At 63.8% G+C, this 21,292-nt stretch carries 17 protein-coding genes and 1 pseudogene; 7 read left to right on the top strand and 11 right to left on the bottom strand.

Annotated features, from left to right (window positions below; all coding sequences use genetic code 11):
- Nucleotides 1–47: 47 nt before the first annotated feature.
- The 5 genes from BHD08_RS12605 to BHD08_RS12585 form a co-directional block, all read right to left on the bottom strand.
- Nucleotides 48–422 (bottom strand): gamma-butyrobetaine hydroxylase-like domain-containing protein, encoded by a 375-nt coding sequence (locus tag BHD08_RS12605; protein WP_015278589.1) that lies wholly within the window; start codon nt 420–422, stop codon nt 48–50.
- A 47-nt stretch (nt 423–469) separates the two neighbouring features.
- Nucleotides 470–1,813, bottom strand: a complete 1,344-nt coding sequence (gene hslU / locus BHD08_RS12600) for an ATP-dependent protease ATPase subunit HslU (RefSeq protein ID WP_125022655.1) — start codon at nt 1,811–1,813, stop codon at nt 470–472.
- A gap of 114 nt (nt 1,814–1,927) precedes the next feature.
- A complete protein-coding gene (gene hslV, locus BHD08_RS12595) occupies nt 1,928–2,464 on the bottom strand; it encodes an ATP-dependent protease subunit HslV (protein ID WP_011911583.1) in 537 nt (178 codons plus the stop codon).
- 129 nt (nt 2,465–2,593) lie between these two features.
- Complete coding sequence (locus tag BHD08_RS12590) at nt 2,594–4,975, bottom strand: FdhF/YdeP family oxidoreductase (RefSeq protein WP_125022652.1); 2,382 nt, start codon at nt 4,973–4,975, stop codon at nt 2,594–2,596.
- A 90-nt stretch (nt 4,976–5,065) separates the two neighbouring features.
- Nucleotides 5,066–5,548, bottom strand: a complete 483-nt coding sequence (locus BHD08_RS12585; RefSeq protein WP_125022650.1) for a tRNA (cytidine(34)-2'-O)-methyltransferase — start codon at nt 5,546–5,548, stop codon at nt 5,066–5,068.
- Here BHD08_RS12585 and BHD08_RS12580 point away from each other — a divergent pair.
- The gene (locus BHD08_RS12580; RefSeq protein ID WP_125022648.1) at nt 5,547–5,996 is read left to right on the top strand and encodes a hypothetical protein; all 450 of its coding nucleotides are present in this window, start codon (nt 5,547–5,549) and stop codon (nt 5,994–5,996) included. The genes BHD08_RS12585 and BHD08_RS12580 overlap by 2 nt on opposite strands.
- 88 nt (nt 5,997–6,084) lie before the next feature.
- Here the strand turns inward: BHD08_RS12580 and ntrC are convergent, their stop codons facing one another.
- The 5 genes from ntrC to glnA form a co-directional block, all read right to left on the bottom strand.
- A complete protein-coding gene (gene ntrC / locus BHD08_RS12575; RefSeq protein ID WP_015278584.1) occupies nt 6,085–7,521 on the bottom strand; it encodes a nitrogen regulation protein NR(I) in 1,437 nt (478 codons plus the stop codon).
- Nucleotides 7,518–8,600, bottom strand: coding sequence for a nitrogen regulation protein NR(II) (gene glnL, locus BHD08_RS12570; protein WP_015278583.1), 1,083 nt, complete (start codon nt 8,598–8,600; stop codon nt 7,518–7,520). The genes ntrC and glnL overlap by 4 nt, the downstream gene beginning before the upstream one ends.
- A gap of 169 nt (nt 8,601–8,769) precedes the next feature.
- The gene (locus BHD08_RS12565) at nt 8,770–9,399 is read right to left on the bottom strand and encodes a DUF4124 domain-containing protein (RefSeq protein WP_125022646.1); all 630 of its coding nucleotides are present in this window, start codon (nt 9,397–9,399) and stop codon (nt 8,770–8,772) included.
- Nucleotides 9,396–9,950 carry a DUF4124 domain-containing protein gene (locus BHD08_RS12560; RefSeq protein ID WP_015278581.1) on the bottom strand — a complete coding sequence of 185 codons (555 nt, stop codon included), beginning with the start codon at nt 9,948–9,950 and terminating at the stop codon, nt 9,396–9,398. Before BHD08_RS12560 ends, BHD08_RS12565 begins: the two co-directional genes overlap by 4 nt.
- Nucleotides 9,951–10,111: 161 nt before the next feature.
- Entirely contained in the window at nt 10,112–11,518 is a 1,407-nt protein-coding gene (glnA, locus tag BHD08_RS12555; protein ID WP_015278580.1) for a glutamate--ammonia ligase, read from the bottom strand.
- Nucleotides 11,519–11,856: 338 nt separating this feature from the next.
- Here glnA and thiI point away from each other — a divergent pair, with 338 nt between their 5' ends.
- From thiI to BHD08_RS23510, 4 genes and pseudogenes are all read left to right on the top strand, one after another.
- Nucleotides 11,857–13,311 carry a tRNA uracil 4-sulfurtransferase ThiI gene (thiI, locus tag BHD08_RS12550; protein WP_125022644.1) on the top strand — a complete coding sequence of 485 codons (1,455 nt, stop codon included), beginning with the start codon at nt 11,857–11,859 and terminating at the stop codon, nt 13,309–13,311.
- A 167-nt stretch (nt 13,312–13,478) separates the two neighbouring features.
- The gene (gene typA / locus BHD08_RS12545) at nt 13,479–15,299 is read left to right on the top strand and encodes a translational GTPase TypA (RefSeq protein ID WP_125022642.1); all 1,821 of its coding nucleotides are present in this window, start codon (nt 13,479–13,481) and stop codon (nt 15,297–15,299) included.
- A 354-nt stretch (nt 15,300–15,653) separates the two neighbouring features.
- Nucleotides 15,654–16,166, top strand: a pseudogene (locus tag BHD08_RS23515) (MCP four helix bundle domain-containing protein); the annotation flags it as partial.
- 243 nt (nt 16,167–16,409) lie between these two features.
- Nucleotides 16,410–17,291 carry a methyl-accepting chemotaxis protein gene (locus BHD08_RS23510; protein ID WP_375708254.1) on the top strand — a complete coding sequence of 294 codons (882 nt, stop codon included), beginning with the start codon at nt 16,410–16,412 and terminating at the stop codon, nt 17,289–17,291.
- 75 nt (nt 17,292–17,366) lie between these two features.
- Here BHD08_RS23510 and BHD08_RS12535 read toward each other — a convergent pair whose 3' ends face one another.
- Complete coding sequence (locus BHD08_RS12535) at nt 17,367–18,680, bottom strand: 2-hydroxycarboxylate transporter family protein (protein ID WP_038664136.1); 1,314 nt, start codon at nt 18,678–18,680, stop codon at nt 17,367–17,369.
- 246 nt (nt 18,681–18,926) lie between these two features.
- On the opposite strand from BHD08_RS12535, the gene dcuS reads away from it, so the two are divergent.
- Nucleotides 18,927–20,531: a DcuS/MalK family sensor histidine kinase gene (gene dcuS / locus BHD08_RS12530; RefSeq protein ID WP_125022856.1), complete on the top strand. Its 1,605-nt coding sequence runs from the start codon at nt 18,927–18,929 to the stop codon at nt 20,529–20,531.
- A complete protein-coding gene (locus BHD08_RS12525) occupies nt 20,528–21,253 on the top strand; it encodes a response regulator (RefSeq protein ID WP_125022638.1) in 726 nt (241 codons plus the stop codon). Before dcuS ends, BHD08_RS12525 begins: the two co-directional genes overlap by 4 nt.
- The last annotated feature ends 39 nt before the right edge of the window (nt 21,254–21,292 follow it).

The following is a 21,292-nucleotide window of genomic DNA, read 5'->3' as shown; positions in this document are numbered from 1 at the left end:
GCCACCCGGTGGATCGGTGGCGCGTGATCCGCCCTACGGTTTGCCTTTCAGAGCATCAGCTTGACCACGGATTCGTTCGGGTCGCGTGACTTGCCAGCGGCCGCCAGCGCCGCGAGATAGTCATCCCACAGCGCTTGCTGATTCAGTGCCAGGCGTTCCAGATAGTCCCAGGTAAACAGGCCGCTGTCGTGGCCGTCGCTGAAGGTCAGCTTCAGTGCGTACTGGCCGGCCGGCTCGATCTGCTCCAGGCCGACGTTCAGCTTGCCGGTTTGCAGCACCGGATTGCCGTGGCCCTGGACTTCCGCCGAGGGCGAATGCACACGCAGGAACTCGGCGGACAGCACGTAGCGCTCGTCGGCGCCGTACTCCAGCTCCAGCGTTTTCGATGCCTTGTGCAGCTTGATTGCGGTGGGGATGCGCATGCAACGCTCCGGAAAACCGGCCGCGGCGATCGCCACGGCCGCGACGGTTAGAGAATGTAGCGCGACAGGTCTTCGTCCTGCGCCAGTTCGCCGAGGTGCTCGTTGACGTAGGCAGCGTCGATGCGGATCGCTTCGCCGTCCTGCTTGGCTGCGATATCGCCAGCACTGAAGGAAACCTCTTCCAGCAGCCGCTCGAGCAGCGTGTGCAGGCGACGCGCGCCGATGTTCTCGGTTTTCTCGTTGACCTGCCAGGCGATCTCGGCGATGCGCTTGATGCCGTCTTCGAGAAACTCGATGTGCAGGCCCTCGGTTTTCAGCAGTTCACGATACTGCTCGGTGAGCGCCGCATGCGGCTCGGTGAGGATGCGCTCGAAGTCCTGCGGTGACAGCGCCTTGAGCTCGACGCGGATCGGCAGGCGGCCCTGTAGTTCCGGTACCAGATCGCTGGGCTTGGACAGGTGGAAGGCGCCGGACGCGATGAAGAGGATGTGGTCGGTCTTGACCATGCCCAGCTTGGTGTTGACCGTGCTGCCTTCGATCAGCGGCAGCAGGTCGCGCTGCACGCCTTCGCGGGAGACGTCGGCGCCGCTGGTATTGCCGCGCTTGGCTACCTTGTCGATCTCGTCGATGAAGACGATACCGTTCTGCTCAACCGCTTCCAGGGCGCGTGCCTTGAGGTCTTCTTCGTTGACCAGGCGCGCGGCTTCCTCGTCGCGGATCAGCTTGAAGGCTTCCTTGATCTTCAGCTTGCGGCTCTTCTTCTTGCCTTTGCCCATGTTGGCGAAGAGGTTCTGCAGCTGGTTGGTCATCTCCTCCATGCCGGGCGGAGCCATGATTTCCACGCCGGCCGGGCTTTCGGCGACTTCGATGTCGATTTCCTTGTCGTCCAGCTGCCCTTCGCGCAGGCGCTTGCGGAACAGCTGGCGGGTGTTGGAATCGCTCGGCTGCATTGGCTCCTCGGAGAAGCCCACCGGGCGCGCCGGCGGCAGCAGCGCGTCGAGGATGCGCTCTTCGGCGGCGTCTTCGGCGCGGTGGCGCATCTTGTGCACCTCCTGCTCGCGCAGCATCTTCAGCGCGGCGTCGGCCAGGTCGCGAATGATCGACTCGACGTCACGGCCGACATAGCCGACCTCGGTGAACTTGGTCGCTTCCACTTTCAGGAAGGGCGCATTGGCCAGCTTGGCCAAACGGCGGGCGATTTCGGTCTTGCCGACACCGGTGGGGCCAATCATCAGGATGTTCTTCGGGGTGACTTCCTGGCGCAGCTCGGCGGGCAGCTGCATGCGCCGCCAGCGGTTGCGCAGGGCGATGGCGACGGCACGCTTGGCGTCGTCCTGGCCGATGATGTGGCGGTTGAGTTCGTGGACGATCTCGCGGGGCGTCATGGACATTTCTTCATTACTCCGGAAGCTGGGCGGGGTACCAAACAGGCGGCTTGAAAAACGTGGGCGAGGCAGGCAAGACACACACCGTATTTGCCAACACAGCCAGTTTTAATCGGCCTGTCAGACGGCGCTATCCAGCTCCTCAATGGTCAGATTCTGATTGGTGAACACGCAGATGCTGCCGGCGATGTTCAGCGCCGTCTCGGCGATTTCCTGGGCCGACATGTCGGCGCCGGCCTTGAGCAGCAACGCTTTGGCCGCGGCCTGGGCGAAACCGCCGCCAGAGCCCATGGCGATCAGGTCGTCCTCGGGCTGCACCACGTCGCCGTTGCCGGTGATGATCAGCGACGCGTCCTTGTTGGCTACCGCCAGCATGGCTTCCAAGCGACTCAGCGAACGGTCGGTACGCCAGTCCTTGGCCAGCTCGACGGCGGCGCGAACCAGGTGGCCCTGATGTTTCTCCAGCTGGCCTTCGAAGCGTTCGAAGAGGGTGAAGGCGTCGGCGGTGGCACCGGCGAAGCCCGCCAGTACCTGGCCGTGATAGAGGCGGCGGACCTTCTTGGCGTTGCCTTTCATGACGGTGTTGCCCAGGGAAACCTGGCCGTCGCCGCCCATGACGACTTTGCCGTTGCGGCGCACTGAAACGATGGTGGTCAAAGGAAAATCTCCACACTGCGGGGCGATGAATGCCCGAATGCGGTTGATATGGGGGACTGCTGGCGGCTTTTCAACGGCTGTCGATGACGTTCATCGACAGCCGTGTTACAGCGCTTTGCTTTGCAGCGCTCAGTCGCTCAGGGCCGGTCCGGGCTCTTCGCTGCGCTGCGGGCGACTGGGCTGGCGCGGCACGTCGCCGGCAACCGCCGCGGCGATCAGCTTGCGCAGGCGCACCGGGATCGACTTGGCCGCCGGCACCTTGCTGCGTTCGGCGTGGTGCCAGACGGGCAGCAGCGCGTTGCATTCCGGGTAATAGCCGGCGCAGCAGCCCTCGGGAATGTTGTAGGGCGTCACCCGCAACGGGCTGACTGCGCGATGCACGCCATCGTCGACCACGGTGATCGCTTCGATGCGATCGTTCTCGGCCAGGCCCAGGCGGGCGATGTCGTTGCGGTTCATCAGAATCACCGCGCGGGTGCCATGAATGCCGCGGAAGCGGTCGTCGTAGCCGTAGACGGTTGTGTTGAATTGGTCATTGCTGCGCAGCGTCATCATCTGCAGTACGTCGTGCCGCTCGTGGCCGTTTTCTTCGGTATCCGGGTCGGCGGACAGCGATGGCGGATTGATGAAGTTGGCCTTGCCCGACTCGGTATCCCAGCGTCGTTCGCTCGCACCGAGCGGGCGGTGGAAGCCGCCGGGCTCCATCATGCGCACATTGAAGTCGTGGAAGATCTCCGGGTAACTCTCGGCAATGGCGTCGCGGATCAGGCTGTAGTCCGCCACCCAGGTATCCCAGTCCAGCATCGGGTTGGGTGTCAGCGTCGCCTTGGCCAGCCGCGCGATGATCGCCGGTTCCGATAGCAACAGTTCGCCAGCGGGCTCGGCGGCGCCGCGCCAGGCGCGGATGCAGCCGGTGCTGTCTTCGGTGGTGTGGCGCTGCTCGCCGGTGGCCTGGCGGTCGATCTCGGTCCGTCCCAGGCAGGGCAGGATATAGGACACCTCACCGGTGATCAGGTGGTTGCGATTGAGCTTGGTCGATACCTGTACCGACAGCCGTAGCTTGCGCCACGCCGGCTCCATCTGCAGGGTGTCGGGAATGGCACGGACGAAGTTGCCGCCCAGGCCGATGAAGCCACGGATGCTGCCGTCGAGAATGCCTTCACAGGCCTCCACGGTATTCACGCCATCCTCGCTCGGCGGCTCGAAACCGAATTGCCGGCGCAGGTTGTCTGCCGGGACTTTCGCAGCCTTCTCGGTGATGCCGACGGTGCGCTGGCCCTGCACGTTGGAATGGCCACGCACTGGCAGGATGCCGGCACCCTCCTTGCCGATGTTGCCGCGCAACAGCAGCAGATTGACCAGCATCTGGATGGTCTGCACGCCGTAGCGGTGCTGGGTCAGCCCCATGCCGTATGGCGCGATAACCCGTTCACAGCTGGCATAAACGGTGGCCGCGGCCTCCATGGCGGTACGGCTCAAACCCGAGCGGCGTTCCAGATGTGCCCAGCTGTAGCTGCGGATGCGTTGCTCAAAGGCTTCGAAGCCGTGGGTGTGCTGCTCGATGAAAGCCATATCGAGCACGCGCTTGCGGCCCTCGGCGACGGCCTGGTCGTCCATGGCGAACAGCGCCTTGCACATGCCGGCGATGGCGGCCATGTCGCCGCCGATGGCGAGCTGGTGGTACTGGGTGCTGATCACCGTGCTGTCCGGTGTGAGCATCTCGCGCGGCGACTGCGGATTGACGAAGCGCTCCAGCCCACGCTCGCGCAGCGGATTGAAGGTGACGATCTGAGCGCCGCGTTCACGGGCTTCCTGCAGCTGATGCAGCATCCGCGGGCTGGAGGTGCCGGTGTTGTGGCCGAAGAAGAACAGCCCGTCGGTGTGCTCGAAATCGTTCAGGGTGACGGTCGCCACCGGCACGCCGATGCTCTCCGGCAGCGCCACCGAGGTGCTCTCGTGACACATGTTGGAGCTGTCCGGCAGGTTGTTGGTGCCGTACAGCCGCGCCAGCAGGCCATACATGTAGGCCGTTTCCAGCGCCGCGCGGCCGGACATGTAGAACACCACCTGATCGGGATCGGCCATGGCCTTGAGTTCGGTGCCGATCTCGGCGAAGGCCTCATCCCAGCTGACCGGCTGGTAGTGATCGCTGGCGGCGTCGTAGCGCAGCGGATGGGTCAGCCGGCCCTGCTGCTCGAGGTCGTAGTCGCTCCAGTTGAGCAGCTCGCTGACGCTGTGCCTGGCAAAGAATTCCGGGCCGCAGCGCAGTGACGTGGTTTCCCAGGCGGTGGCCTTGGCGCCGTTCTCGCAGAACGACAGTGGTCGTGACGGATGCGGCTTGGCCCAGGCGCAGCTGACGCAGGCGAAGCCGTCGATCGGTTTGTTCTGCTTGAGCAGCAGGCCGATGCCGGCCGGCGAGACGCGCTCACGCAGCAGGATATTGGCGACGGAGTAGGCTGATCCCCAGCCGCCCGCGGGCGCGTGGTAGGGCCTGAACTTGGTCTGGGACACGTCGTTTCTCCTGCTGCCAAGGGAGCTTGTCTGTTTACGACGGGGACCACGGCGGATCGTTCAGGACCCTTTGTCACAAGGTTGTACCGCTCACTCCATGGCGAAGCCGTGCTGGCGCCAGGCCTCGTACACCGCGACGGCGACGGTGTTCGACAGGTTCAGGCTGCGGCTGTCGGGCCGCATCGGCAGACGCAGGCGCTGGTCGTTGGGCAGGGCGTCACGGATCTCCGCCGGCAGGCCGCGACTCTCCGGCCCGAACAGCAGCGCATCGCCGCGTCGGTAGTGCACCTCGTGAAAGGGCTGCGAGCCCTTGGTGGTAAAGGCGAACAGTCGCGGGCCGTCGGGGTTTGCGGCGTCAATGCCGATCCGCGCGAGGCAGCTCGGCAGGTCGGCGTGACGCTCCAGCGTGGCGTACTCGTGGTAGTCGAGGCCGGCGCGGCGCAGGCGCTTGTCGTCCAGCTCGTAACCCAGCGGCTCGATCAGGTGCAGGTGACAGCCGGTATTGGCGCAGAGCCTGATAATGTTGCCGGTATTGGGCGGAATTTCCGGTTGGAACAGGATCACGTGAAACATGCGCAGCACCGAGGTTGAGGATCGGCGGCATTCTACCGGGGAGCAGGACCCGATGCCGCGGTTGCGCCGGCGCTTTTTCGGCTCGCTGGTGCTGATCGGTCTGCTGATCGGGCTGATGATCGGTCGCCTCACCGCGCCGGGGCCGGTCCAGCTCGAGGTGGTGGAGTCGCAACCGCAAGGCCTTTCGTTGCAGTTCGACCGCGAGCCCGAGATATATGACGAGCACCTCGAAGGGGCGTTCGCCCTGCTGTTCCAGGCCGAGGGCGAGCCGCAGGCCGGACAGTTGCAGATAGACGGCATGCCGGTGGCCTGGCGCGTGCAGCAGACCGAGAAAGGTCTGTTGCTGCACTTGGTCGCGGCGCGGCCGTTGCAGGGGCAGTGGCGTGGAGAACGTCGCGATGGCGGCTGGCACCTCGCGGTAAAGGTGGTGGCGGCCAAGCGACCGTGAGCTGAAAGAATCGCTGCGTCAGAAACGACGAACCCCGCCAGCAGCGGGGTTCGTGGTCACTCTCTATATTTCGCCGCCCACGGGTAGGTCAGCTGTCGTCTCCTTCATCGTCGTCGGCGCCATCGACGCGCATGCCCAGCTCCTTGATCTTGCGCGTCAGGGTGTTGCGACCCCAGCCGAGCAGCAGGGCGGCATCGCGGCGGCGGCCGGCGGTGTGCTTGAGGGCCGTCTCGATCATGATCCGTTCGAAGGCCGGCACCGCCTCGTCGAGCAGGTTGCTCTGGCCGCGCGCCAGGGCTTGGTCGGACCAGTTGCGCAGCGCCTGTTCCCAGTTGTGCGCCGGCTGTGCCTCGGCCTGCTGGTTGAGCAGCTCCGGCGGCAGGTCGTCGACATGCACTTCGCGGCCGGATGCCATCACCGTGATCCAGCGGCAGGTGTTCTCCAGCTGGCGCACGTTGCCCGGCCAGGGCAAATGCTGCAGATACTCCTTGGTTTCCGGCTTGAGCACCTTGGTTTCCACCGAGAGCTCCTGAGCGGCGCTGGCGAGGAAGTGCTCGGCCAGCGCCGGGATGTCCTCGCGGCGATCGGACAGCCTGGGAATATGAATACGGATGACGTTCAGGCGGTGGAACAGGTCCTCACGGAACTTGCCGGCCTGCACCAGCGTTTCCAGGTCCTGGTGCGTGGCGGCGATGATGCGCACATCGACGCGCACCGGCGTGTGGCCGCCGACCCGGTAGAACTCGCCATCGGCCAGTACGCGCAGCAGGCGCGTCTGCGTGTCGGCCGGCATGTCGCCGATCTCGTCGAGAAACAGCGTGCCGCCGTCGGCTTGCTCGAAGCGGCCGCGGCGCTGATTGGCCGCACCGGTGAAGGCACCTTTCTCGTGGCCGAACAGCTCCGACTCCATCAGATCCTTGGGGATCGCCGCCATGTTCAGCGCGATGAACGGCGAGGCCGAGCGCGGGCTGTGGCGGTGCAGGGCGTGGGCCACCAGCTCCTTGCCGGTACCCGACTCGCCATTGATCAGCACGGTGATGTTGGAATGGCTGAGGCGACCGATGGCGCGGAACACCTCCTGCATCGCCGGCGCCTCGCCGATGATCTCCGGCGTGTGGTGGCGGTTGGCGGGCTCCTGCTGGTTCTGCTGCTCCTGGGCGTGCTGGTTGGCGCGCTTGACCAGCGAGACCGCGTCATCGACGTCGAACGGCTTGGGCAGGTATTCGAAGGCGCCGCCCTGATAGGACGCCACGGCGCTGTCCAGGTCCGAGTGCGCGGTCATGATGATCACCGGCAGGCGCGGGTACTGCTCGCGGATCTGCGAGAGCATGTCCAGGCCGCTGAGGCCGGGCATGCGGATATCGGAGATGATTACATCCGGCTGCTGGCGGGCGAGGCGGGCCAGCACGCCGTCGGCGCTGTCGAAGCTCTGCGTGGCCATGCCTTCCTGTTGCAGGGCTTTTTCCAGGACCCAGCGGATGGAGCGGTCGTCGTCGACGATCCAGACGTTTTCGCTTCGGCTCATGCTGATGTGGCTCCTTGTTCCAGCGGTAGGAAGATCGAGAACACGGTGTGGCCAGGATGGCTCTCGCATTCGATCAGGCCCTGGTGCTGACTGATGATGTTCTGGGTGATGGCCAGGCCCAGCCCGGTTCCGTCCGGACGACCGCTGACCATCGGGTAGAAGAGCGTGTTCTGCAGTTCGGCAGGGATGCCCGGGCCGTTGTCGATGATCTCGATGCGCGCCACCAGGCGATGACGGATATGACCGATGGTGAACTGGCGTAGCGTGCGGGTGCGCAGGGTCAGGCGGCCGAGGCCGAGATCGTTCTGCCCGGCCAGCGCCTGCATGGCGTTGCGCATGATATTGAGCACGGCCTGGATCATCTGTTCACGGTCCATCAGGACCTCGGGAATGCTCGGGTCGTAGTCGCGCACCAAAATGATGCTTCCCTGGCATTCGGCCTCGATCAGGCTGGCGACATGTTCGAGCACTTCATGGATGTTGGTCATCGCCAGCGACGGCAGCTTGTTCGAACCGAGCATGCGGTCGACCAGATTCCGCAGGCGGTCGGCTTCCTCGATGATGACCTCGGTGTAGTCCTTCAGGTGTTCTTCCGGCAGCTCGCGGGCCAGCAGCTGCGCGGCGCCGCGGATGCCGCCCAGAGGGTTCTTGATCTCATGGGCGAGGCCGCGCACCAGCATCTTGGTGGTTTCCTGCTTGGACAGCTGGGCTTCTTCCTTGGTGATGCGCAGCAGCCGGTCGCGCGGCAACACCTCCAGCAGCAACATGGTTTCCTGACGGGTCAGCACCGGGGTCACGGCGTAGTCGACGGTAAGCGACTGGCCGGTAGCAGAGGTCAGGGTGGCTTCGCGTTTGGTAAAGGGGTGGGCTTCTTCAACCGCCTGACGCAGTGCAGCCAGGGCTTCCGGCGACTCGGTGAACAGCTCGCTGATGAACTGGCCGTGGCTGCGCTGGCCGCTGACGGCCAACAACATCTCGGCAGCCGGGTTCATGTACTCCAGGCGCAAGCGCGAGTTGAGCAGCAGCGTCGCGGTGGTCAGATTCTCGATCAGCAGGCGTTGCAGGGCTTCGTTGATCATGGCAGGTCTGCGTCCGGAAGTTCTGGCAGGAAATGCAAGAACCAAACCAAACGCGCCATTGCGGCGCGGATTGGCGTGATGCTGCAGCCCTACGGGCTGTCCGGTGACCCAAATTGGTGATGAGCAATCAGTTCATCTGCTGGGCGCACCAAACAGGTGCATCCAGTGATCATAGAAAGGGCACGAACGGAATGTCGCGTTTTTCTACCGGCTTGTCTTTCAGCGGGCATTCCGGGCGCACACCGTAATCACCTTTTTTGCACGGATTGACCATCCGTCGCTGAGCCAGGGAGGTGCGAATCAGATGAAAGGGCTGGTTCTCGGTGCGTTGCAGGACGCGTTCCGCTTCATCCACCACCGCGACTGCCAGTTGGTGGGTACCGCGATCGACATTGCTGAGCTCGAACGTACTCTCTTCACCGGGTGCGCCGAAAGGCTGCCCGTCGAGCAGGACCTGATAGGCATGGCCGGCTTGCAATGCGGGCTCCGCCTGCACAGTAACGCTCACCGTGCCGGCGTTGTTGCGGATCGTCTCGTCTGCCGCCGGGCTGAGGATCTGCAGCTGATAATGGACGGCGGCTGCCTGCTGCTTCGGTGGTTGGACCGCGCGCGGGGCGGGTGTCGGCTGCGCCGCCATGCTGTTGGAGGGATTCAGCTGGACTTCCTCCACCACCTGTCCGCTGGGGCGGTCGGTGAAGACCCGGTTGCCGTCTGCATCTATATAGGAATAGATGCCGCCCAGGGCTGGCAGGGCGGCGGCCAGCAGCAGGATGGCCGTTGCTTGGCGAACGATGCTCAAGATGCCGGCTTCGGCTTGGGTGGTGGCGGACGCAGCGCGGGGCTCGAAGTGTTCACGCGCTGCACAGTGAAGGGCACCGCCTCGCTGCGCTGGATCACGCGCTGGCCGGCGAGCACCTCGACCTGCAGACGATGGTCGCCGCGTTCGACGTTGTTCAGTTGCAGCGAGGTCGCCGGGCTGGGCGCGGCCTGAGGAATGCCATCGAGCAGGAAGCGCAGGGTATGGCCGGGTTGCAGCGAAGGTTCCAGTACCGCGCTGACGACGAAGGTGCCGTTGTTGGCGCGCAGCGCCTCGGCATCCGGAATGCCGCTCAGCATCAGGGTCTGGTAGGGCGTCTGCTGGTTCTGCTGACGGTCCGGCAGCGGTGGTGGCGGCTCAGGCGTGCGGATGTTCACCGTGTTGGCCGGCGGCAGGTCTACCGTATCGGCCTGCACGCCTTCCGGCGGCTGGTTGGTGAACACCGTGTTGCCTTGTGCGTCGGTGTACTTGTAGATCTCGGCGAGCGCCGGGAGGCTGATGATCAATAGCAGGCTGAGCAGTGCGCTACGCATGGGAGACTCCGCGGAGTTGGACTGCGGAAGCCTTGCACCGCGCCGGCCTGCAAGCAAGCACCATCGGTGTGATTTGCGAGGCGGTACAAGCTGCGCGGGTCGGCATGGCGTAGAAACGAAGAAGGCCACCCGAGAGTGGCCTTCCTGTCACGCGAGCTGGATCAGACGCTGTAGTACAGGTCGTATTCCAGCGGGTGCACGAAGGTGCGCACCTTGATCTCTTCCTCGGACTTCAGCTCGATGTAGGCATCGATGAACTCGTCGGAGAACACGCCGCCCTTGGTCAGGAACGCGCGGCCCTTGTCCAGCTCTTCCAGGGCTTCCTTCAGGCTGCCGCAAACCTGCGGGATCAGCTTGCCTTCTTCCGGCGGCAGATCGTACAGGTTCTTGTCGGCCGCATCGCCAGGGTGGATCTTGTTCTGGATACCGTCCAGGCCAGCCATCAGCAGTGCAGCGAAGCACAGGTACGGGTTGGCAGCCGGGTCCGGGAAGCGCGCTTCGATACGACGGGCTTTCGGGCTGGAAACGTACGGAATACGGATCGACGCGGAACGGTTGCGGGCCGAGTAGGCCAGCATGACCGGTGCTTCGAAGCCCGGAACCAGACGCTTGTAGGAGTTGGTTGCCGGGTTGGTGAAGCCGTTCAGGGCCTTGCCGTGCTTGATGATGCCGCCGATGAAGTACAGGGCGGTTTCGGACAGGCCGGCATAGCCTTCGCCAGCGAAGGTGTTCTTGCCATCCTTGGAGATGGACATGTGTACGTGCATACCCGAACCGTTGTCGCCATACAGCGGCTTCGGCATGAAGGTCGCGGTCTTGCCATAGGCGTCGGCGACGTTGTGCACGCAGTACTTCAGGGTCTGAACTTCGTCAGCCTTGGCGACCAGGGTGTTGAACTTCACACCGATCTCGTTCTGACCGGCAGTCGCCACTTCGTGGTGGTGCACTTCGACGACCAGACCCATGTCTTCCATGGCGTTGCACATGGCAGTACGGATTTCGTGGTCGTGGTCGCACGGCGGAACCGGGAAGTAACCGCCCTTGACGGCCGGGCGATGGCCCTTGTTGCCGCCTTCGACGTCCTGGTCGGTCATCCAGGAGCCTTGCTCGGAGTAGATCTTGAACATCGAGCCGGAGATGTCCGACTTGAACTTGACCTGGTCGAAGATGAAGAACTCCGGCTCCGGGCCGACGAATACGGTGTCGCCGATGCCGGTGGTCTTGAGGAACTCCTCGGCGCGCTTGGCGATGGAGCGCGGGTCACGGTCGTAGCCCTGCATGGTGCTCGGCTCGACGATGTCGCAGACCAGAATCAGGGTCGGCTCTTCGGTGAACGGATCGAGCACGGCGGTTTCGTCGACCGGCATCAGGATCATGTCGGAGGCTTCGATGCCTTTCCAGCCATGGATGGAAGAACCGTCGAACATCTTGCCGTGCTCGAAGAAGTCTTCATCCTGGGCATCACGAGCCGGAACGGTGACGTGGTGCTGCTTGCCTTTGGTATCGGTGAAGCGCAGATCAATCCACTTCACATCGTAATCTTTGATCAGTTGAAGCGACTTCGACATGGTGTTCTCCAAGTGGTGGAAGCATGACAGTGAGCTTCCGAATCAGGGTGAAGCCGGGCGGCGATGTTCCGCCAAGGCGACCTGCCTCACAAGGGAGCAAATTGCATGCCAGTGCTCCGTATTGGTACCGCAGGCCCGTGGTGACGCTGCCGCCGCATTTTTGCGGGCTAAAGCGTAGCTATCCTGGACAAATGATGCTCTTTGTTGGTGCGCGCTGAGGATTTTTCGCCTTGTTTTGGTGCGTCCTGGTGCATTTGAAGAAAGCGGTTAAATGTTGAGCAGTTTCCGCTATACTCCGCGCCCCTCTTTTCCTGCCACGTCGGCGCCGCGCTGTTTCCATGAAGCTGATCGTCAAGGTTTTCCCCGAAATCACTATCAAGAGTCCGCCGGTGCGCAAGGGCTTCATTCGTCAGTTGGCGAAGAATATCCGTACCGTGCTGCGCGAGCTCGATCCCGACCTGCGGGTCGAGGGCGTGTGGGACAACATCGAAGTGGAAACCGTGCTCAGCGAACCCAAGCTGCTGCGCGAGATGATCGAGCGCCTGCGCTGCACGCCCGGTATCGCCCATTGCCTGGAAGTGCACGAGTACCCGCTGGGCGATCTCGACGACATCGTCGCCAGATGCAAGGCGCATTACGCCGAGCGCCTGCCGGGCAAGATCTTCGCCGTGCGCTGCAAGCGTGCCGGCAAGCATCCGTTCAGCTCCATGGACGTCGAACGCCACGTCGGCAGCCAGTTGCGTCAGCAGTGCGGCGCTGCCGGCATCTCGCTGAAGGCACCAGAAGTCGAAGTGCGCATGGAGATCCGCGACCAGCGCCTGTTCGTCGTGCACGAGCAGCATGACGGCATCGGCGGCTACCCGCTGGGTGCGCTGGAGCAGACCCTGGTATTGATGTCTGGTGGTTTCGATTCCACCGTCGCCGCCTATCAGATGATGCGCCGCGGGCTGATGACGCATTTCTGCTTCTTCAATCTCGGCGGCCGTGCCCACGAGCTGGGCGTGATGGAAGTTGCCCACTACTTGTGGAAGAAATACGGCAGCTCGCACCGCGTGCTGTTCATCAGCGTGCCGTTCGAGGAAGTGGTCGGCGAGATCCTGCAGAAGGTCGACAACAGCCAGATGGGCGTCGTCCTCAAGCGCATGATGCTGCGCGTCTCGACGCAGATCGCCGAGCGCCTGCACATCGATGCGCTGGTCACCGGCGAGGCGATCTCGCAGGTTTCCAGCCAGACCTTGCCGAACCTCTCGGTGATCGATTCGGCCACCGACATGCTGGTGCTGCGCCCGCTGATCGCCAGCCACAAGCAGGACATCATCGACACCGCCTTCGAGATCGGCACCGCCGAGTTCGCCAAGAACATGCCCGAGTACTGCGGCGTGATCTCGGTGAACCCGACCACCAAGGCCAAGCGCTACCGCATCGAACACGAAGAAAAGCAGTTCGACATGGCGATCCTCGAACGCGCCCTGGCCAACGCCCGTCAGGTCGCCATCGACCGCGTGATCGACGAGCTGGGCCAGGATCTGCAGGTGGAAGAAGTCGTCGAGCCGAGCGCCGGCCAGGTGATCATCGACATTCGTCACCCCGATGCCGCCGAGGACGAACCGCTCGAGCTGGCGGGCATCGAAGTACAAACGCTGCCGTTCTACGCGCTGAACAACCGCTTCAAGGAGCTGGATGAAAACCGCCAGTACCTGCTGTATTGCGACAAAGGTGTCATGAGCCGCCTGCATGCTCACCATCTGCTGAGCGAGGGGCATGTCAATGTACGCGTCTATCGTCCGGCCTGACTCATCGGTGAAACAGCCGGGGCTGCTTGGCGGCAGCATCCGCCACCGCCCTCCCGACCGGCACTGATCGCAAGGCCAGGCCGTACAACCCTCGGACAGACTGTCTTCGTCCGGACTACTTCCAGCTTCCAGCCTCAGCTCGAAGCTATCTACAGAGAAAAGAATCAGTGATCGAGAATCTACGCAACATCGCCATCATCGCCCACGTTGACCATGGCAAGACCACCCTCGTCGACAAGCTGCTGCGTCTGTCCGGCACCCTGGACCGCAAGGAGCTGGAAAACGAGCGCGTGATGGACTCCAACGACCAGGAAAAGGAACGCGGCATCACCATCCTGGCGAAGAACACCGCGCTGAAGTGGAATGGCTACAACATCAACATCGTCGACACCCCCGGCCACGCCGACTTCGGCGGCGAAGTCGAGCGCGTGATGAGCATGGTCGACTCCGTACTGCTGGTGGTCGACGCCCAGGACGGCCCGATGCCGCAGACCCGTTTCGTGACCCAGAAGGCCTTCAAGGCCGGCCTGCGTCCGATCGTCGTGGTGAACAAGATCGACCGTCCGGGCGCGCGTCCTGACTGGGTTATCGACCAGATCTTCGACCTGTTCGACAACCTCGGCGCCACCGACGAGCAGCTGGACTTCCCGATCGTCTACGCCAGTGCCCTGAACGGCATCGCCGGCATGGACCACGAGAAGATGGACGACAACATGGATGCCCTGTTCCAGGCCATCATCGACCACGTTCCGTCGCCGAAAGTCGACCTCGACGGTCCGTTCCAGATGCAGATCTCGCAGCTGGACTACAACAGCTTCCTCGGCGTGATCGGCATCGGCCGCATCGCTCGCGGCACCATCAAGGCCAACAGCCCGGTCACCGCCATCGGTGCCGACGGCAAGAAGCGCAACGGCCGCATCCTGAAGATCATGGGCCACTCCGGTCTGCAGCGCGTCGAAGTGCAGGAAGCCGAAGCTGGCGACATCGTCTGCGTATCCGGCATGGACGAGCTGTACATCTCCGACACCCTGTGCGACCAGAATGCCGTCGAGGCGCTGCCGCCGCTGACCGTCGACCAGCCGACCGTGAGCATGACCTTCCAGGTCAACGACTCGCCGTTCGCCGGCAAGGAAGGCAAGTTCGTCACCAGCCGCAACATCAAGGACCGTCTGGAGAAGGAACTGCTGCACAACGTCGCCCTGCGCGTCGAGCCGGGCGACAGTCCTGAGAAGTTCAAGGTTTCCGGCCGTGGCGAGCTGCACCTGTCGGTGCTGATCGAAACCATGCGTCGTGAAGGCTTCGAGCTGGCCGTTGGCCGTCCGGAAGTGGTGATCATCGAGAACGAGGCCGGCGAGAAGCAGGAACCGTACGAGAACGTCACCATCGACATCGAAGAGCAGCATCAGGGGCCGGTAATGGAGCAGATGGGTCTGCGCAAGGGCGACCTGAGCAACATGGTTCCGGATGGCAAGGGCCGTGTCCGCCTGGAATACACCATCCCGGCGCGTGGCCTGATCGGCTTCCGTAACAACTTCCTGACCCTGACTTCGGGCTCGGGCATCCTGACCTCGACCTTCAGCCACTACGGCGCGATCAAGGCCGGCGAAGTAACCAACCGCCAGAACGGCGTGCTGGTCTCGATGGCCACCGGTACCGCGCTGACCTACTCGCTGGAAACCCTGCAGGCGCGCGGCAAGCTGTTCCTGGCGCCGGGCGACGAGATCTACGAAGGCCAGCTGTGCGGCATCAACAGCCGTGACAACGACCTGGTGCTCAACCCCACCAAGGGCAAGAAGCTCGACAACATGCGCGCTTCCGGCAAGGACGAAGTCATCGCCCTGGTTCCGCCGATCAAGTTCACCCTCGAGCAGGCGCTGGAATTCATCGCCGACGACGAGCTGGTTGAAGTGACGCCGAAGTCGATCCGACTGCGCAAGAAGTATCTCAACGAGAACGATCGCAAGCGCTTCGAGCGCAGCAAGGTCTGACACCCGTTGCGAGACAACAGAAAGGCGCCTTCGGGCGCCTTTTTGCTGTCTGGCGATTGCCGGGCCGAGTTGCTCCGGTGTGCCGATTGGCACGGTTGTTACAACCGGTCGGCGGACCAGTCCGAAAAGTTGTACAAAACCTCTGCAAGCCCCGCCCTTGAGACTGCGATATTTCACCGCGAACACCGAATCAGCCATGTTCAGCCGCTTGCGGCCGACAGTCCGTCGATTAAACTTGTACAAGTGATGTCAAGATGACATTATGTTGTACAAGTTTTCCCCGCTGCGAGTATCGCTCGGAGCATCAACGACTGACTGAATGGCTGCCTCGCAGTCTGGCTAGAGGAGTGTTCGATGAACAAGCAGATGTCGGTATCCATGCGCCTGGGCCTGGGGTTTCTGGTGATCCTGGCGCTGATGGTGGCGGTCGCCGTGGTCAGTGCGCTCAAAGTCGACATCATCGACCGCAGCATGAGCCAGATCAGCTCGCAGGCCGGCCTGAAGCAGCGCTATGCGATCAACTTCCGCGGCAGCGTGCATGACCGCGCGATCGCCGTGCGGGACGCGGTCAGTGCGGCCGATCCCTCGTTCGCCCGGCAGCAGGTGGCGGAAATCGAACGATTGGCGCAGCTGTATGCCGAGTCCGCCGTACCGATGAAGGCGATGCTCGCGCAGCCCTCTGCCGATACCCTCGAGCGCCAGCTGATGGGGCAGATCGAGACCATCGAGGCGAAGACCAACGCGTTGACCCGCCAGGTGGTCGAGTTGCGCTTCAACGAGGGGTCGGATCGCGCCTACGAATTTCTCCTGGAAAACGTCGCCGGGGCCTACAGCGAATGGCTGCGGCTGATCAACGCGTTCATCGATCACCAGGAATCGAGCATCAATCAGGACGTGACCGTGGTCCGCGAGACCGCCAGCGGCTTCCTCGCGCTCATCGTCGCGGTGACCGGCGTGGCGGTGCTGCTGGGTGTGGCCATCGCGGTGGTGATCATCCGCAAGCTGCGTTCGACCCTCGGTGCCGAGCCCGACGAGGTGGCGCGGGTAATCGGCAATCTGGCCAACGGCGACCTGGGACAGCGGATCGTCACGCCATACCCGGATAGCGTCATGGGGGCGACGGCGAAGATGGCCAGCCGGCTAACCTCGATCATCGCCGAGGTGCGCACTGCAGCCGATGGCGTCGGTACGGCATCGAGCGAGTTGCTGACCTCCTCGGCGAGCAGCAATCAGCAGATTCAGCGGCAGTCGGCCGAGGCCGAGCAGGTGGCCACGGCGATCAACCAGATGGCTGCCACCGTGAGTGAAGTAGCCAGTTTCGCCGCCAATGCCGCGACTGCAGCGAAAAGCGCCGACGAGCAGGTCGAGACCGGCACCCGCATCGTCGGTGAGACGGCCGTGTCGATCCACAACCTGGCCAAGGTGCTGGAGAGCGCCACCGATACCGTCAATCAGGTCTCGGCACAGAGCGGGGATATCGAGAAGATTCTGCAGGTGATTACTGCCATCGCCGAACAGACCAACCTACTGGCGCTCAACGCAGCCATCGAGGCGGCGCGCGCCGGCGAACATGGTCGTGGCTTCGCGGTGGTGGCCGACGAGGTGCGCTCGCTGGCCAACCGCACGCAGCAGTCGTCCAGCGAGATCAGCGAAATGATCGCCTCGCTGCAGGCGGGCGCCGGCAGGGCGGTGGAGGTGATGCAATCGAGCAAGCAGCTGGCACAGCAGACCGTGGAACAGACCCTGCAGGCAGAGAACGCCCTGGCCAAGATTCGTCAGGAAGTAGGCGCGATCAACGAAATGAATGCACAGATTGCGACCGCTTCGGAGGAGCAGAGCGCGGTGGCCGAGGAGGTCAACCAGAGCGTAACGCGCATTCACGACTCGACGGTGACCAGCTCGGCGGCATCGAATCAGGTCGCAGCCTCCAGCCAGGATCTGACCACCCTGGCGCAGGAGCTGAACCGGCGGGTGAATTACTTCCGCGGCTGATGGCGCCGCAGCCAAACGAAAAGCCCCGACCGCAAGGTCGGGGCTTTTTCACTTCCGGATGGCTGAAAACGCCGGTCAGGTAAAGAACAACGGCACCACCACGCTGGAGATCAGCAGAATCAGTGCGCCGCCCAGACGCGAGGAAATCTGCGCGAACGGCATCAGCGACATGCGCCGCGCCGCGGAGAGCACCGCGACGTCACCGGTGCCGCCCATGTTGGCCATGCACAGCCCGGCGGTGATCGCCGATTCGATGGGGTAGAAGCCGACCAGGCGGCCTACCAGGCCCGCGCCGAAGGCGGCGCCGGCGACCACCGCGAAGACGATCAGCACGTAGGTCAGCGAGATGGCGTCGAGCACCTGGCCGAGGTCGGTGAAGGCCACGCCGATGCCGAACAGCAAGGCGAAGGTCCAGTTGCGCGCAACGAAACGGAACCACTGGGAAGCAGCGTCGTTGATCGACTCGGGCACCAGATTGCTCACCTTGAGCAGCGCCACCAGCACGATCATCAAGGCGTAGGGATGCAACGGCACGAACTTGCCGAGGATCTGCCCGGCAATGAAGAAGCTCAGCGCGGCAACCAGGCCGATGCCCAGGGCGGGCAGGGTGATCGGACCTTCCTTGTCGCTGACATCCACGCCCGGCATCATCTGGCCGTTGCCGGTCAGTGACGGGTAGCGATTACCCAGGCCGTTGAGCAATCCGGCGATGATGATCGCGAAGACATTGCCCAAGGCCAGTGCCGGCACCAGGATCGAGATGTAGTAGCTGGCCGGTTGGCCGAGCAGCTGCTCGTAGATCTGGCTCATCGGCACCGCGCCGGCACCCATGCCACCGCCCATGATCGGCATGGCGATGACCACCACCGCATCCTGCGGCGAGAAACCGAGCAGCGCGCCCACGGCCATGGCGAACAGCGCGGCGAACAGCACCGAGCACAAGAGAGGCAACGCGTAGCGCGAGCCGACTTTCACCAGCACCTTGGCATCCATGCCGAGGATGCTGCCGGTGATCAGCGCGGCGATATAGAAGTCGAGAAAGCCGCCGCCCTTCATGAAACTGGCGACATCATCGGCCACCGCGGCGGGTAGCCAGCCGAAATAGACCATGGACGCGGCGCCGAACAGCGCCATGATCGCGCCGCCGCCGAGGTAGGTCCTGATGATGGGTAGACGGTCGCCGGCGAAACCGAGCAGCTCGCCCAGCAGCATCATCACCAGCAACGCGCCGATCATGCCGGTGGGCAGGGTATCGGTGACGATGGCGGCGGCCATGACGAGCAGGGCGATGGCGAACAGCGGCAGCGGAAGATTGAAGATGCGTTGGGAAAGCAGCGAAACGTTCGGGGTGCCTTCAGACACGGCAGGGCTCAGCGTGGTCCGATTCATTGTTGTACTCCTTCGAACGTGGCAGCCAGGCGGCGCACGCACGGGTGATGTTTGCGAATGCGCGGTCGGACAACCGCGGCGGGGCTACCTTAAGCAGAGTTGCTTCGCCGCCAATGTTTGGCGAAGTTAAAAAACCATTACGAAACTAAAAAAAGCAGAGCCGAGCTTGACCCGCGATTGCCGGGCTGGCTCGATCCGGCCCTTTACCGCGGCATTTAGCGCCGATCACCGATGGGAGAATGGCTTTTGCGCTTGCGCCTGAACACGCTGATCTCGCTGCTGGTCGCCGTCATGGTGGTGCTGGCCCTGGCGCTGGCCCTCTGGCTGTTCAATGTGCAGCTGCAGGACACGCTGGAGGAAGGCCAGGCTTCGCGGGTCACCAACCTGGCGCAGAGCGTTGCCGCGCGTGACGACGTGCAGCTGGCCCTTGCCGGCCCCGCCGATTTCAGTGCGGATAACTCGTTGCAGCGGGAGATCGACGGGTTGCGTCAGCGTCTGGGTGTGGACTTCATCGTGGTGATGACTCCGCGCGCCCTGCGCCTGACGCACCCGCAGCCGAGCCTCATCGGGCAGGCCTTTCGCGGCGACGACGAAGGTCGCGCGCTGGCCGGTGAAACCTATGCCTCGCGGGCCGATGGCAGTCTGGGCAGCAGCATTCGCGGCTTCGCCCCAGTGCTGGACGACGAGGGTGTGGTGATCGGTGCCGTTTCCGTGGGCGTCACCCTGGCCTCGCTCGGCGAGCTGTTGCGGGCCCATCAACGCGGCGTGGTCTTCGGCGTGCTGGCACTGATGCTGGTCACCGCCCTCGGCGCGCACCTGCTGGCGCGCTTTATCAAGCGCGTGTTGCTCGGCCTGGAGCCCTACGAGATCACCCGTCTGGTAGAGGAGCGCCAGGCGATGCTGGCCTCGGTGCGCGAGGGCGTGCTGGCGGTCGACGATCAGGCGCGCATCACCCTGGTCAACCCGGCAGCGGAACGGTTGCTGGTCAGCACCGGGTTGGGCAAGCCGCCACTGGGGCGGCCGATCTGCGAATACCTGCCCAACAGTGGTCTGCCCGAGGTGCTGGCCAGCGCGACCGAGCAGCTGGACCGTGAATTCAGTCTCAATGGCCGGGCGATCCTCGCCAATCGCGCGCCGATCCGCCATCAGGGGCGGGTGATCGGCGCCATCGCCACCTTCCGCGACAAGAGTGAGGTCAACGCGCTGGCCGAACAGCTGACCGGTGTCAGCCGCTATGCCGAAGCACTGCGGGCCGCGACCCACGAATTCAAGAACAAGCTGCATGTGTTGCTCGGCCTCGCACAGCTGGGTGATCTGGATGCCCTGCGCGTCTACCTGCGCGACCTTGCCGACCACCAGCTGGCGCCGGCGACGGTGCTGGTCGAGGGGATTGGCGAACCGGTGCTGGCGGGTTTTCTGCTGGGCAAGCAGAGCGAAGCCCGCGAACGTGGTATCGACTTTCAGGTCGACGTCGAACATCCCCTGCCGGCCGCCGCGCCCGAGCAGATTCATGGTCTGGTTACCATCCTCGGCAATCTGCTGGAAAATGCCTTCGAGGCGGTGGCCGAGCAGGACGAGCGACGCGTCAACCTGACACTGAACTACGACGAAGCGCTGCTCTCGCTGCATGTGCAGGACAGTGGTGGCGGTATCGAGGCCACCGTGCGCGAGCAGATATTCGAGCGCGGCGTGTCGACCAAGGGCGAGCGTCGCGGCATCGGCCTGGCTGCTGTGCAGGAGCAGGTCGAGGCCTGGGGTGGCAGCCTGGCGGTCTATTCCGAAGCGGGCCGCGGCAGCCTGTTCGAGGTCGAATTGCCCTATCGGACCGCCGCGGAAGGGGAGGCATCATGAAAACCGCCATGCGCGTGCTGATCGTCGAGGACGACCCGATGGTCATGCGCCTGAATGTCGACTACCTCGCCCGTCTCGACGGCATCGAGTTGGTCGGCCAGTGCGAGAGCGTGCCAGCTGCGCTGGAGATGCTCGAACGTGAGCCGGTAGACCTGCTGCTGCTTGATGTCTACCTGCGCAATCGCTCCGGCCTCGAGGTGCTCCGTCACCTGCGCGCGCAGGACCGCAATACCGATGCGGTGCTGATCACCGCGGCTTCGGAGATCGAAACGGTACGCGCGGCGCAGCGCCTCGGCGCGCGGGATTACCTGGTCAAACCGTTCAGTTTCGAGCGCTTTCGCGATGCCATCGAGGCGTGCCGTCGCGCCCGCGAGTCGCTCTCCCGGCTGCCGGAACAGCTCGGCCAGGGCGATATCGACCGGCTGTTCAGCCAGCCTGCTGCAGTCGAGGTGCGCCGTCCGGGCGATCTGCCCAAGGGGCTGACCCCGGCGTCACTGGCGCAGGTGGCACAGGCGATCCTCGCGCTGGAGGACGAGAGTTTCACTAGCGAAACCCTGCTCTCGGCCACCGGCATGTCGCGCGTCTCGGTGCGCAAATACCTCAAGCACCTGAACGATATGCAGCTATTGGAAGAATCCTTTCATTACGGGCAGATCGGCCGGCCGTCGTTCCGTTATCGCTGCCTGGATCGCGCCGCGCTGCAGCGGCTGGCACAAGGCTGACGGTGTCTGTCGTCGCCCCATGCCAGCAGGGCCAGGTCA

Source organism: Pseudomonas sp. SCT (assembly GCF_003864275.1).
In the GTDB taxonomy this organism is placed as follows: Bacteria; Pseudomonadota; Gammaproteobacteria; order Pseudomonadales; family Pseudomonadaceae; genus Stutzerimonas; species Stutzerimonas stutzeri_AE.
Note: the sequence above shows the minus strand (reverse complement) of the source record. Positions and strands in the feature narration are given on the sequence as shown.

Coding starts and splice junctions, on each gene's coding strand:
- glnL (WP_015278583.1), bottom strand. CDS start 8,600: ATGATCAACGAAGCCCTGCAACGCCTGCTGATCGAGAATCTGACCACC.
- BHD08_RS12605 (WP_015278589.1), bottom strand. CDS start 422: ATGCGCATCCCCACCGCAATCAAGCTGCACAAGGCATCGAAAACGCTG.
- glnA (WP_015278580.1), bottom strand. CDS start 11,518: ATGTCGAAGTCGCTTCAACTGATCAAAGATTACGATGTGAAGTGGATT.
- BHD08_RS12585 (WP_125022650.1), bottom strand. CDS start 5,548: ATGTTTCACGTGATCCTGTTCCAACCGGAAATTCCGCCCAATACCGGC.
- hslU (WP_125022655.1), bottom strand. CDS start 1,813: ATGTCCATGACGCCCCGCGAGATCGTCCACGAACTCAACCGCCACATC.
- BHD08_RS23510 (WP_375708254.1), top strand. CDS start 16,410: ATGGGGGCGACGGCGAAGATGGCCAGCCGGCTAACCTCGATCATCGCC.
- BHD08_RS12525 (WP_125022638.1), top strand. CDS start 20,528: ATGAAAACCGCCATGCGCGTGCTGATCGTCGAGGACGACCCGATGGTC.
- ntrC (WP_015278584.1), bottom strand. CDS start 7,521: ATGAGCCGAAGCGAAAACGTCTGGATCGTCGACGACGACCGCTCCATC.
- BHD08_RS12535 (WP_038664136.1), bottom strand. CDS start 18,680: ATGAATCGGACCACGCTGAGCCCTGCCGTGTCTGAAGGCACCCCGAAC.
- thiI (WP_125022644.1), top strand. CDS start 11,857: ATGAAGCTGATCGTCAAGGTTTTCCCCGAAATCACTATCAAGAGTCCG.
- BHD08_RS12580 (WP_125022648.1), top strand. CDS start 5,547: ATGCGCAGCACCGAGGTTGAGGATCGGCGGCATTCTACCGGGGAGCAG.
- BHD08_RS12560 (WP_015278581.1), bottom strand. CDS start 9,950: ATGCGTAGCGCACTGCTCAGCCTGCTATTGATCATCAGCCTCCCGGCG.